The organism is Streptomyces sp. CB02923, assembly GCF_001905005.1.
Lineage (GTDB): Bacteria > Actinomycetota > Actinomycetes > Streptomycetales > Streptomycetaceae > Streptomyces.
In genome coordinates, this window is the sequence record NZ_LWKZ01000023.1 from 1,057,678 (window position 1) to 1,071,248 (window position 13,571).

Consider the following 13,571-nt stretch of genomic DNA (forward strand, 5'->3'; position numbering starts at 1 on the left):
TGACGCCGGGGACGACACCGGGCATGACCGCGTTGAGCGCGGCCGCCGCGGTGGACCAGGACCTGGCCGCCATGGCCGACCTCTCCCGGCGCATCGCGCAGCGGATCGAGGCCGCGGCCGGTACCGCGGAGCAGCCGGCGGCCGACGGGGGACCGGCCCCCGCACGGCCGGAGGACGCCGAGTCCGGCCGCGAGCCGGCGGCCGAACGGCGGCAGCGCGTGCACGGCCCCCGGGTGACCGTCTCCCGCGCCTCCGGCATGGTCGGCGGGTCCGCCCCGGCCTCCCAGCAGGCACACCTCGACGACCTGGTGCGCCGCTACACGGCCAAGACCGCCACGTCGAAGGAGCTCGCCCAGCGGTACCGCCGTGTGCTCGCCGACAGCCGGGCCGTCGTCGGGTTCCGCAGCAGGACGAAGGAGATGCTGTACCCGATCGCCGGACGCCGGGCGAGCGGCTCCTGGCTGGAAGACGTCGACGGAAACCGCTATGTCGACATCACCATGGGCTTCGGTGTGCTCCTCTTCGGCCACGAACCGGAGTTCGTGAGCGAGGCCGTCCGCGAACACCTCTCCCGCGGCATCCAGCTCGGCCCCCGCAATGCCGAGACCGGCGAGGCCGCCGAACTGCTGGCGGAACTGACCGGCATGGAGCGGGTGGCGTTCGCCAACTCCGGTACGGAGGCGAACTCCGCCGCGATCCGGCTCGCCCGCGCCGCCACCGGCCGCCGCCGCATCGTCACCTTCCACGGCGCCTACCACGGCCACGCCGACAACGTCCTGGGCCGCTCCACCGGCACCGGCGCCGACCGGGTCACCGTCCCCGTCTCCTCCGGCATCCCGTCCAGCAGCGTCGCCGACCTGCTGGTCCTGGACTACGGCAGCGACGCGAGCCTGGAGGTCGTCGCGGAGCACGCGGACGACATCGCCGCGGTCATCGTCGAACCCGTACAGAGCCGCCACCCGTCGCTGCGCCCGGCCGCCTTCGTGCGGCAGCTGCGCGAACTGACCCGCCGCCACGGCATCGTGCTGATGTTCGACGAGATGCTGACGGGCTTCCGTCCGGCGCCGCGCGGCGCCCAGGAGCTGTACGGCGTCAGCCCGGACCTCGCGACGTACGGGAAGCTGCTCGGCGGCGGATTCCCGATCGGCGCCATCGCGGGCCGGGCGGACATCATGAACGGTGTGGACGGCGGTTTCTGGCAGTACGGGGACGCCAGCTACCCGCCCGCCGACACCACCTTCTTCGGCGGTACGTACATCCAGCACCCGGTGTCGATGGTCGCCGCCCGCGCCGTGCTGACGCATCTGAAGGAGCACAGCCCGCGGCTCCAGGACCGGCTGAACGCCCGTACCGGCGAACTGGCGGACTCGCTGAACCGCTTCTTCGAGGACGAGGAGTTTCCGCTGCGGATGAGCCACTTCGGCTCCCAGTTCCGCTTCGAGCACCGCGCGGACATGGAACTGCTGTACCACCACCTCATGCTGCGCGGGGTGCACGTCTGGGAATGGCGCAACTTCTTCCTGTCGACCGCTCACTCCGACGGGGACATCGAGTTCATCGCCGACGCCGTCCGCGGGTCGCTGCGCGAACTGCGTACGGCGGGATTCTTCCCCGGCGGGCCGAAGCGGCTGCCGAAATCGCTGCCGACGGCGGTGCCGACGGCGGGGCCGAATCCGCTGCCGACGGCGGTGCGGGCAGTCGCGCAGCCCTCGGCGCCACAGGCCGGACCGCGGACCCGCGTGGCGGCCACGCCCCAGGGGGTGGCCTGGAACGCGGCCGCCGCCCGTGCCACCACCCCACCGGCGCCCGTGGACACCGTGCCGGCGCCCGCCGCCGAGCCGCGCCCGGCGCCCGCCGTGACCGCTTCGGCCGACCGCCGCGCCCCCGACTTCAGCATCTACTTCTTCGGCGACTACCCCCAGGACGAAACCGCTTCCGAAACCGCTTCCGAAGCCGCATCCGGAGCAGGAGCCGCAGCAGGCTCCCCGGCCGCCGCGCACGGCAAGTACGACCACATCCTGGAAACCGCCCGCTTCGCCGACCAGCACGGATTCCACGCCCTCTGGATGCCGGAGCGGCACTTCCACTCCTTCGGCGGGCTGTTCCCCAACCCCGTCGTGCTCGCCGCGGCCCTCGCCCGCGAGACCCGGCACATCCGCCTCAACGCGGGCTCCGTCGTCCTGCCCCTGCACGACCCGGTCCGGGTCGCGGAGGAGTGGTCGATGGCCGACAACCTCTCCGGCGGCCGGGTCGGCATCGGCTGCGCGAGCGGCTGGCACGCCAACGACTTCGTCTTCTTCCCCGACCGCTTCGGCCGCCACAAGGAGCTGATGTACGAGCAGGTGGAGCAGGTCCGCCGCCTCTGGCGCGGCGAGCCCGTACGGCGCACCGGCGGCGACGGCGAGACCGAGGTGCGCCTGTTCCCGCGCCCGGTCCAGGCCGCACCGCCCATGTACACGGCGGTGGTCGGCAACCCCGCGTCGTACGAGGCCGCCGCCCGGCACGACGTCGGCGTGGTCACCAACCTGATGACCCAGAGCGTCGAGCAACTCGCCGAGAACATCGCGCTGTACCGCCGCACCCGCGCCGAGAACGGCCTCGACCCGGACGCCGGACGGGTCGCCGTCCTCCTGCACACCTACCTCGCGGACGATCACCGCACGGCGCGCGCCGAGGCGTACGAGCCCCTGTCGCGTTACATGCGCGCCTCGCTCTCCCTGTTCGGCAACGTCGCCAACAGCCTCGGCCACAACGTCGACCTGTCCGCGCTCAGCGAGGACGACCTCGACGTCCTCTTCCGCCGCGCCTACGACCGCTACTGCGACCAGCGGGCGCTCATCGGCACACCCGCCACCGTCGCCCCCGTGGTGGACGCGGTGAGCGCGGCAGGCGCCGACGAGATCGTCTCGCTCGTCGACTTCGGCGTGCGGCCCGACGCGCTGCGTACCGGCCTCACCCACGTCGACGCGCTGCGCCGCCGCTACCACGCGCCGGGCGCGAGCGCCCGCGTGTCCGCGCCGTCCGCCCCGGCAGCGGCCCGGGAGCCCGCACGCGAGAGCGCCGCCCCCCTCTCACCGGGGCAGCAGCGCATCTGGTTCCTCGAACGGATGCTGCCCGGCCGTACCGCCTACAACGAGACCAAGGCCATCCGACTCGACGGCCCGCTCGACGTCCCCGCGCTGCGTACGGCGCTGCGCGAGCTGGTGGCGCGGCACGAGGGGCTGCGGACCGTCTTCCGCGAGATCGACGACGAGCCCTGCCAGCTCGTCCGGCCGCCGTCCGCACCGGACTTCGCGGTGCTCGACCGTACGGGCGCGGGCACCGCGGGCGAGGACGCCACGATCCGCGCGGTCCTGGCGGAGGAGAGCGCGCGGCGCTTCGACCTCGTCAACGGGCCGCTGTTCGTCACCCGGCTGGTCAAGCTGGGGAAGGAGCGGCACGTCCTGGTCTTCTCCCTGCACCACATCGTCGTGGACGCCGCCTCCGCCACCGTCCTGGCCCGCGACCTGTCCGCCCTCTACCGGGCCGCACACGACGGTTGCGGCCCGGAACTCCCCGCGCTGACCGGCACCTATGCCGACCACGCCCGCGCCCAGCTCCGTACGCTGGACGACCCCGCGCACTCCGCGGACCTGGCGTACTGGCTCGACACGCTCGGCGGCGAACTCCCCGTACTGGATCTGCCCTGCGACCGCCCGCGCCCCGCGGCCATGTCGTCCAACGGGCGGGCCGTCTTCCACCGGCTCGACCCGGAGCTGTCCGCACGGCTGCGGGACCTGAGCAGGCAGCGGCGCGGCACCCTCTTCATGACGCTGCTCGCCGGTTTCACCGCGATGCTCCACCGGGTCACCGGCCGGCCGGACATCGTCGTCGGCACCCCGATGTCGGACCGCCCCCAGGGCACCGAGAACCTGCTCGGCTTCTTCGTCAACACGCTCGCGCTCCGCTTCGACCTGTCGGGCGACCCGGAGTTCGGCGCGTTCCTCGACCGGGTGCGGGGTGTCGCCCTGGACGCGTACGACCACGCGAACGTGCCCTTCGAGGCGGTGGTGCGGGAGCTGGCCCCGGCGCGTACCACCGACCGCACGCCGGTCTTCCAGGTGCTCGCCGAGTTCGAGAGCAGCGATCCGTTCCGCTTCGACCTGCCCGGCGTCCGGGCCACCGTGATCGACGCGGGCCCCGACAAGGCCCTCACGGACCTCGCCGTGTACTTCACCGACCAGCCCGAAGGCATCCGCTGCCACCTGGAGTACAACACCGACCTGTTCGACGCGGGCACCGTGGACGGCTTCTTCCGCACCTTCCGGGACCTGCTCGAAGCGGCCGTACGGGAACCGGGGACACCGCTGTCCCGCCTCGGCACCACGAAGACACGGCCGCCGGCGGACCACGCCGTGACGGCCGGGCCCGCGCGCCCGGTGCCCGCCGCATGGCAGCAGGGCCCGGCCCGTCCGGTGGTGCGGGCCACCGTCCACGAACTCGTCGCCCGGCGCGCGGCGGAAGCCCCGTACCGCACCGCCGTCCACCACGGCGAGGAACACCTCAGCTACCGCGACCTGGACGCGCGGGCCGAACAACTGGCCGCCGTCATCCGCGAGCGGTCCGGGACCACGGCGGCAGCGACCGCCGACGGTGCGGACGACGTGGTGGCCCTGTGGCTGCCCCGCTCGACCGACCTTGTCGTGGCCATGCTCGCGGTGCTCAAGTCCGGCCGGGCCTATGTGCCCCTGGACCCGTCGCTGGGACGGGTCCGGGCCGGCACGGTGATCGCGGAATGCGGCGCTCGCCTCCTGCTGAGCACCGGCTCCCAGGCCGACCTGCCGGACCTGCCCGACGGCCTGGCCGTCGTCGACGTCACCGCCGACGGCAGCCGCACCACCGGGCGTACGCAGCACACGAGAGACGCGAAGAAGCCGCTGCCGGACGCCGCCGGCCCCGACTCCCTGTGCTACGTCATCTACACCTCCGGCAGCACAGGCACGCCCAAGGGCGTCGCGGTGCCCCACCGCAGCGTGGTCGATCTCTGCCAGTGGCACCACAAGCGCTTCGCCTTCACCTCGGCCGACCGCAGCGCGCTGGTGTGCAGCCAGAGCTTCGACGCCTCGGTCCTGGAAATCTGGCCCGCGCTGACCGCGGGAGCGTCCGTCGTCATCGCCGACGACACCGTCCGAACGGACACGGCAGCACTGGCCCGCTGGTACGCGCAGCAGCACGTGACCTTCTCGATCCTGCCCACCGCCCTGGGCGAAGCGCTGCTCACCCTGCCGCCCGCCGAACAGCCGCCGCTGCGCCACCTGCTGCTGGGCGGCGATGTGATGCGCACCCGGCCGCACCCGGACGTGGCGTACGAGACGGTCAACGTGTACGGGCCGACCGAGACCACCGTGCTGTGCACCACCGAGACCGTCGGTCCGCGCACGCCCGCGACCGGGTCGGCGCCGATCCCGATCGGCCGTCCCGTCGACAACGCGCGGCTGCGGGTCCTCGACGCGTCGGGTGCGCCGGTGCCGATCGGCGCGGTGGGGGAGCTGTACGTCGGCGGGCCGGGCGTGGCCCGTGGCTACCTCGGCGTGCCCGCGTCGGGGGAGGAACGTTTCGGCCCGGATCCGCTCGGTACGGCACCTGGCGTGGGAAGGGACGGACCGGGTACGGGAGGGTTCGTACCTGGTGCGGGAGGGGCCGTATCCGGTGCGGGCGTGGTCGGCGGGTACGCGGTCGGCGCGTACGAGGCATCCGGGAAGGACGTGCCGGCGCCCGGGCCCGCCTACTACCGCACCGGTGACCTGGTGCGGTGGACCGAGGACGGGGCGCTGGAATTCCGGGGGCGCGTCGACGACCAGGTGAAGGTCCGTGGATACCGGGTCGAACCGGAAGAGACGGCCCGTGCGCTGAACGGTCTGGACGGCGTGCGCGAGGCCGCCGTACTGGCCCGCCGCGACAGCCGCGGCGATTCCTACCTCGCCGCCTACGCCGTACCGTCGGACCAGGACGCGAGCCGCACGACCACCGCGACCGGCCGCCAGTCGTACGCCGACGGGCTGGCCCGCGAACTCGCGTCCCGGCTGCCGGAGTACCTCGTACCGCGGTCCTGGGCCATCCTCACCGCACTGCCGCTCGCGGGCAACGGCAAACTGGAGCGCGCCGCACTGCCGGACCCCGCGATCGTCACGGCCGCACACTCTGCGCATGCCGCACACTCCGCACATGCCGCACACTCTGCGCACGCAGCGCACTCCGCGTCGGCTCCCGGAAAGAACGAGCGGGGGACCCGGCTGGCAGCGCCCGTCGCCCCTTCGGCCGACGGGCCGGGTGCCGGTCTCCGCGTCCAGCTCGAACACCGCCTGCGGGCCCTGTGGGCGGACGCCTTCGACCTCACGGCCGACGCGATCGGCCCCGACACTTCCTTCTTCGACCTCGGCGGTCACTCGATCGCCGCGATCCGGCTGGTCAACCGCGCCCGGGAGGTGTTCGGCCAGGAGTACCCGATGGTGCGCTTCTACCAGGAGCCGACGGTACGGGCCATGGCGGCATACCTCGCCGGTGACACGGAACCAGCCAACTCCTCCGAGGACACCGGCGCCGACGCCACTGACGCCACTGACGCCACTGACGCCACTGACGCCACCGACGTGGCCGTCGTGGCCGACCGGGCCCCGGCCACCCTCCAGCAGCGGGGCTTCATCGACTGGCACCACCGCCACGCCCTGCCACAGGTCTACAACGTCGCCCTGCGCATCACACTCAACGGCGAACTGGACCTGACGGCGCTGCGTACCGCACTCACCCAGCTCACCGCCCGCCACGCATCCCTGCGTACCCGGTACGTGAAGGAGGGCGAGCAGTGGTGGCAGGAAATCCTCCGGCCGCGACCGGTCGGCCTCCAGGTCGAAGACCTGACCATCCGGGAGAGCGCCACGACCGGGCCCGCCGGAGCGGCGGACGCCGCCCGGGACACGGACGACGAGATCGGGCGGATCAGCGCACAGGTCGCGGACACCCGGTTCGACCTCGCCGAAGGCGTGGCACCAAAACTCCGGCTGGTGCGCACCGGCCCGGCGACCTGGGTGCTGTTCTTCCTGCTGCACCACTCCACCTGCGACGGCTGGGCCGTCAGCATCCTGCTGAGCGACTTCGCCGCCCTCTACGGAGCCGCGGTGACCGGAGTGCCCCACACTCTGAGCAGTACGGTGCCGCAGCCGACCGAGTACGCGCGCTGGCAGCAGGAAACCACCACGGAGAAGACCGACCGGCGCATCCTGAAGTACTGGGCCGGGGAACTGGAAGGGGCGCCCTTCCAGCACGCACTGCCCCTGGACCGGCCGCGCCCGGACACCCTGAGCGGGCAGGGACGCGTCGCGCTCTTCTCCGTGGGCGCCGATGTACGCGCCGACGTGGAACGGCTGGCCAGGAAATGCGGCACGACGCCGTACGCCGTCACCGCCGCGGCCCTGGGCCGGCTGGCCGGCAAGCTCTCCGGGCGGTCCGAACTCGTCGTCAACGTGTCCTACGCCAACCGTGAACGCCGCGCCTTCGAGTCGCTGGTCGCCTGCACAGCCGTGGGCTTCCCGCTGCGCATCCGGCTCGACGGGGCCGCGACCTTCTCCGATCTCGTCCGCCAGGTCGCGCACACCTCGATCGGGGGCATCGACCACATCATGCCGCTGCGCAGGCTCGCCGCACCGCTGCGCGAGGAGACGGGGGTCGAGGTACCGGACCACGTGCCGTTCGGATTCCAGTACCAGAACTCGCTGGAGACGGACATCGAACTGCCCGGCCTGGACACCGCGGTCGAGGACCTGGCCGTTCCGGCCTCCCGCACGGAGTTCAACTTCGGTCTCGTCCCGGCGGGCGACACGCTGACCGGATACGTCGAGTACTCGGCCGACCTGTGGGACCACACCACGATCGAGCGCTGGACCGGCGACTACGTGGCCCTGCTCACCGAGGAGGTACGGGCCGCCCTGGCCGACTGATCCGCCGCGTCCTCCGTCGGTACGGCGTGGGACCGTCGGTACGGCGCGGGTCCGTCGAGGCGGCGCCGTACCGATGGGTCGCTGACGTTGCGACGGGCTGGAACCGTATCGACGGGTCGGAGTCGTACCGACGGGTCGGAGTCGTATCGACGGGTCGGAACCGTACCGACGGTCGACGCCGCCCCGCGGGCCACCCGCGTACGCCGGTGCCACGCGGGGGCGGGCGTCGGGCTGGACGTTCCGCCGCCGCTCGGCAATAGTATGGGCGGGACATCCAGCGAATCGTCTTCGCCTTCGGCGACAGCCTCTGCCGGTGCGGCCGGCGGGAACGGCGCGCCGCCGGGACGACGGCGACGGGGTGCGGAATGTGTGGGCAGTTGTGGAATTGGGGTTTGGGGCACAGTGATGGTTTCGGGCAAGGTCATTCGGTTCGACGAGGTACGCGGCTACGGATTCGTCGTCCCGGACGACGGCGGAGAAGACGTCTTCGTGCATGTGAACGACCTGGAATTCGACAAGGGCCTGATGGCCCCCGGCGTCAAGGTCGAATTCCTGGTGGACGAGGGCGACCGGGGCCCCAAGGCGTCCGAAGTGCGTTTCCTCGAAGGCGCCCCCGGCCGCTCCGGCGGCGTGCACCGCGCCCAGAGCGGGGCGCACGACGGGAATTTCGAGGACGGTGTCCTGTGCGACACCCTCTCCGCCCAGGAATTCCTCGACGAGGTGACCGAACTGCTGGTCACCGGCGTGCCGAGCATGACCGGCGAGCAGATCCTGCAGGCCCGCCAGCGTCTTCTGAAGCAGGCCCAGTCCCACGAATGGGTCGACGCGTAAGACGTTTCCGGCCCAAGGCCAGGACCGTCGGACTTCACCTGCCGCGGACCACCGGCTCCACGCTCTCCGTAACGCTGCCTGCACGACAGGCAGCGGAGAACCGGTGAGGTGCACATCGCCGTCGGCGGCTTTCCCCGTGAGCCGTACGGGCGGCAGTCGGCGATCACCCTGACGGATGGCCGGGTGGCCGGACCGATCGACGGACTGACGTCGGCAGCGACGGCACCGGCCGATTCGAATGCCGACGCCGCCGCCGACCCAACGGTTTTCCCGTGCGCCCAGGCACGTCCACCAGCAAGGTGACGCGCTCCTCCACCGGCCTCCGCAATTCCCGCACCGCCGACTGACGGAAGATTTCCCGCCGAAATCCGCACCGGGAATGCCGGTCACCCGTTCGGCCCCTCGGCGACGAGTGATCTCAGGGCGCCACGCGCAGCACCAGCTTCCCCCGCGTGCGGCCCTCCTGGCCCCGGTCGTGCGCCTCGGCGGCCTCGGCCAGCGGCAGTACGTCCTCGACCTCCACCGACACCGTCCCCTCGTCGATGAGACCGCCGATACGGGTGAGCGCCGCGCCGTCCGGCTCCACCAGAAACCCGCTCGCCCGCAGCCCCTGGGCGCGAGCGGTCTCCATCAGATCGGGCGAGGCCCCGGAGGGGACGGCGATGAGGATGCCGCCGGACCGCAGCGTACGCAGCGAACGGGTGCTCGTCGCGTCGTGTTCGTCCCCCACCAGGTCGATGACGACATCGACGTCGCGCACCTTCTCCTCGAAACGGTCCTTCGTGTAGTCGACCAGTTCATCGGCCCCGAGTGAGCGCAGCCAGTTGTGCTTGGCGGCCCGTGCCGTACCGATGACGTGCGCGCCCAAGTACTTGGCGAACTGCACCGCGAAGTGACCGACGCCGCCCGCCGCCGCGTGGATCAGCACCCGCCGGCCCGCCTCGACCCGCGTCGCGTCCACCAGGGCCTGCCAGGCCGTGAGCGCGGCCAGCGGCACGGCGGCCGCGTGGTCGTGATCGAGCGTGGCGGGCTTGCGGGCGAACTGCCGGGACGGCGCGGTCACGTACTCGCCGTACGCACCGGCCTGCCGCGGGAACCACGGCATCCCGTAGACCTCGTCGCCCGCCTCGACCGTGTGCACACCGAAACCGACCTCCTCCACGACACCGCTGACGTCCCAGCCCACGGTGAACGGCGGCTCTCCGAGGACCCCCGCCATACCGCCGCCCTGACGGGTCTTCCAGTCGACCGGGTTCACTCCGGCGGAGTGCACCCGTACGAGCACCTCGGTGGGCAGCGGCACCGGCCGGGGCACCCGGGTCAGGTACAGCACCTCGGGGCCGCCGAGGGAGTCCTGGGTGATCGTGCGCATGGTCGGTTCGCTGCTCATGCCGTATCTCCTGGAGGTGCCGGGCCGTACGGGCACGGCTGGATCGGTGGATCATCGCCGTACGGAAAGTACCGGAATGGGAGTGAACGGGCGTTCAGACACCTCCGTCACCCCGCGGCCTTCACCCCAGGGCTTCGGCCGCGCTCCTGTAGGCGCACCGGGGCAGGAAGAACTGGGTGACCGGCCCGACCGCGAGGGCGTACAGCACGGTGCCGGCCCCCACACTCCCGCCCAGCAGCCAGCCCACGGCCAGCACGGCGACCTCGATCAGCGTGCGGACGGAACGGAGCGAACGTCCGGTCGCGGCCGACATGCCGGTCATCAGGCCGTCCCGGGGGCCGGGTCCGTAACGCGCGCCCACATAGACGGCGACGGACAGACCGTTCAGGAGGACGCCGCCGACGAGCAGCCCGATCCGCGCGGGCAGGCCCAGGTGCTGGGGGAGGAGCAGGAGGCCGAGGTCGGACGCGCACGCCAGGACGACGATGTTGGCCGCGGTGCCGAACGCGGGCCGCTGTCGGAGCGGGATCCACAGCAGCAGCACGAGCACACCGACGACGGCGCTGATCGTGCCGAAGCTCAGCGACGTGTGGCGCGCCAGCCCCTCGTACAGGACGCTCCACGGATTGACGCCCAGCGAAGCCCTGACCATGACCGACAGACTGAATCCGTACAGGGCCAGGCCGGTGAACAACTGGGGCAGGCGCCTCAGCGGACGCTCGCCGAGGGGCACGTAGGTGAGGGAGGGCGGGGGCGAGCCCGTCCGGGACCCGGGGAACGAGCGCGTTCGGGACCCGGGGGACGAGCGCGCCGGACGCCGCTCCTCGTGTGGAGGGCGTCCTCCGTGCGGACGCTGCCCTTCGTGCAGACGCCGTCCCGCGCGCTCGTCGCCATCCGTTTCCGTGTGTTCGTGCTGCATGTCCCGGCCGCCTCCACCGTTCCTCGTGTGCTGCGCCCGCGTGCCCGCGAGGCCATTGAGGTGACTCTGTACAGTGATTGGCTGGCAGAACATGGCCAATATCGGGGGAGTGGTATGGCCAGTCAGCAGGGCGCGGCAGGGCACTCACAGGTCCGAGCGGCGCGGCGGTGCGAAGGGAGCGGCATGGCGGACACGAAACCGCCCCGGACCGTCAACAGGGCAGGGAGCATGGACCGTACGCTGGGAAGCAGGCAACTGGCCGCGCTGCTGCCCGACCCGTCGGGAGCCAGACCCGCCTACCGCCACCTGGCACAGGCGATCAGCGCGCTGATCCTGGACGGGCGCATCGCGCTGCACGTCCGGCTCCCCGCCGAACGTGAACTCGCCACGGCCCTCAACACCAGCCGCGCCACCGTCACCGCCGTCTACGACCTGCTGCGCGAGAGCGGTTACGCGCACAGCCGCCAGGGCTCCGGCACCTGGACGGCCCTGCCCGAAGGCCGCACCCCCCGGGGCGTCACACGGCTCCTCGGCCCCCGGGACACCGCGATCGACCTGGCCAGAGCCGCCCCCGCACTGCCGCACCGGATGCTCACCGACGCCCTCGCCCGGGTCTCCCCGCAGCTGGCCGAGCATGTCGACACCCCCGGATACCACCCGTACGGCCTGCCGGAACTGCGCGCCGCCATCGCCGAACGCTTCACCCGGCGAGGCCTGGCCACCGTGCCCGAACAGATCCTGGTGACCTCCGGAGCCCAGCACGCGCTCACGCTCGTCCTGGGACTGCTGTGCCGCCCCGGCGACCGGGCCATGGTCGAGAACCCGTCCTACCCGAACGCCCTGGAGGCTTTGCGGCGCGCCCGGCTGCGGACCGTGCCGGTGCCCGTGACCGACGCAGGCTGGGACACCGAGATCGTCGCGTCGTCCCTGCGCCAGTCCGTACCGCAACTGGCCTACCTCATCCCCGACTTCCACAATCCGACCGGCTGCCTCATGCCCCCGGACCAGCGTGCCCGCATCCTGCGCGCCGCACAGCGCACCGGGACCTGGCTGGTCGTCGACGAGACCCTGACCGACCTCGCCCTCGACGTCCCCGCCCCGCCGCCCTTCGCCTCCCTCGCCGCCCCCGGCGGCACCGGCCAGGTCATCACCACCGGTTCGATGAGCAAGACCCACTGGGCGGGCCTGCGCATCGGCTGGCTGCGCGCGCCCGCCCGGCTCGTCACCGAACTCGCCGGCCAGCGGGTCGCCACCGACATGGGCGGCTCGGTCCTGGACCAGCTCCTGGCCCTGGACCTGCTGGACCGCTCCGCGGAACTGCTGCCGTCACGCCTGGACCAGATGCGCGCTCAGCGCGCCGCTCTCACCGCCGCGTTGAGCGAGCACCTCCCGCACTGGACCTGGCAACTGCCGCCCGGCGGCCTGTCCCTGTGGGTCGATCTGGGTGAGCCGCTCGCCGCGGCGCTGGCCGACCGGGCGCTGGACTTCGGGGTACGGATCGAGGGCGGTGCCTACTTCGCCACCGACCCGGGCATCTTCGAACAACGCCTCCGCATCCCCTACACGACCTCTCCCGAAACCCTCCGCGAGGCCGTACACCGCATGGCCGCGGCGCTCGCGGACGGGCTCACGCCCTCGTCCACCACCCGCCGCCCGCACTGGGTCGCCTGAGCCCGTCCCCTCCCGGCTCCGCGAGCAGGACGACGAGGTGCCGTGCGCCCTTGAGCTGCTGGGTAACCATCAGGTTCCCCCGTCACCGAAAAGTGCGTCCTTCCACGTCAGCGGTCACTCTCCTACGGTTCCCGAGTAACCACGGGAGACCGGGAGCGTCCTGGTCCGGTGGCGGCGGGCCCGCGGGCCCGCCGGTCGAGGAGGCGGACAGCATGGCCATCACCCTGATGAACCCCGACGGACTGCCGAAGGTCGACGTCTACCGGCAGGTGTCGATCGCCACCGGGGCGAAACTGGTCTTCGTCGCCGGGCAGGTCGCCTGGGACGCCGAAGGCACCACGGTCGGCGAAGGCGACCTGGCCGCCCAGGTCGAGCAGTGTTACGTGAACATCGGCACCGTCCTGGCCGGAGCGGGAGGTTCCTTCGACGACGTGGCGAAACTGACCGTCCACGTCGTCGACTGGACCCCCGACAAGATGCCCCTGCTCCTGGAGGGGATCACGCGGGCGGCCGCGAAGCTGGGAACCACCCCGCTGGCGCCGGCCACGCTGCTGGGCGTCGCGGCACTGGACGTACCCGATCACCTCGTCGAGGTCGAAGCCGTAGCGGTGATCGACTGACGGGACCGGTCCCCGCGGGCAGACCGATGCCGGTTAAGCGCGCATGCCCGGTACCGGCCGAGCGTGCGTGCCCCGGTGTCGGCTGAGCGTGCGTGCCCCGGCGCGCGCCTCCCGGCGAGCGCCCCACGCTCACGCCGTCATCCACCGGCGACGCCATTTTTGACTTG

At 72.3% G+C, this 13,571-nt stretch carries 6 protein-coding genes; 4 read left to right on the forward strand and 2 right to left on the reverse strand.

Annotated features, from left to right (window positions below):
- The first annotated feature begins 23 nt into the window (after positions 1–23).
- Both A6A06_RS22725 and A6A06_RS22745 read left to right on the forward strand, forming a co-directional pair.
- Positions 24–7,973 carry a non-ribosomal peptide synthetase gene (locus tag A6A06_RS22725; RefSeq protein ID WP_199931072.1) on the forward strand — a complete coding sequence of 2,650 codons (7,950 nt, stop codon included), beginning with the start codon at positions 24–26 and terminating at the stop codon, positions 7,971–7,973.
- A 405-nt stretch (positions 7,974–8,378) separates the two neighbouring features.
- On the forward strand, positions 8,379–8,804 hold the full coding sequence (locus tag A6A06_RS22745) for a cold-shock protein (protein ID WP_073763091.1): 426 nt from the start codon (positions 8,379–8,381) through the stop codon (positions 8,802–8,804).
- Between the two features lie 418 nt (positions 8,805–9,222).
- On the opposite strand, the gene A6A06_RS22750 is transcribed toward A6A06_RS22745, so the two are convergent.
- Both A6A06_RS22750 and yczE read right to left on the reverse strand, forming a co-directional pair.
- The gene (locus A6A06_RS22750; RefSeq protein WP_073763092.1) at positions 9,223–10,194 is read right to left on the reverse strand and encodes an NADP-dependent oxidoreductase; all 972 of its coding nucleotides are present in this window, start codon (positions 10,192–10,194) and stop codon (positions 9,223–9,225) included.
- Positions 10,195–10,315: 121 nt separating this feature from the next.
- On the reverse strand, positions 10,316–10,927 hold the full coding sequence (gene yczE, locus A6A06_RS22755; RefSeq protein ID WP_073763093.1) for a membrane protein YczE: 612 nt from the start codon (positions 10,925–10,927) through the stop codon (positions 10,316–10,318).
- Between the two features lie 369 nt (positions 10,928–11,296).
- Between yczE and yczR the strand changes: the two genes are divergently transcribed.
- Entirely contained in the window at positions 11,297–12,784 is a 1,488-nt protein-coding gene (yczR, locus tag A6A06_RS22760; RefSeq protein ID WP_073763094.1) for a MocR-like transcription factor YczR, read from the forward strand.
- A gap of 212 nt (positions 12,785–12,996) precedes the next feature.
- Complete coding sequence (locus tag A6A06_RS22765) at positions 12,997–13,404, forward strand: RidA family protein (RefSeq protein ID WP_073763095.1); 408 nt, start codon at positions 12,997–12,999, stop codon at positions 13,402–13,404.
- Positions 13,405–13,571: the final 167 nt, after the last annotated feature.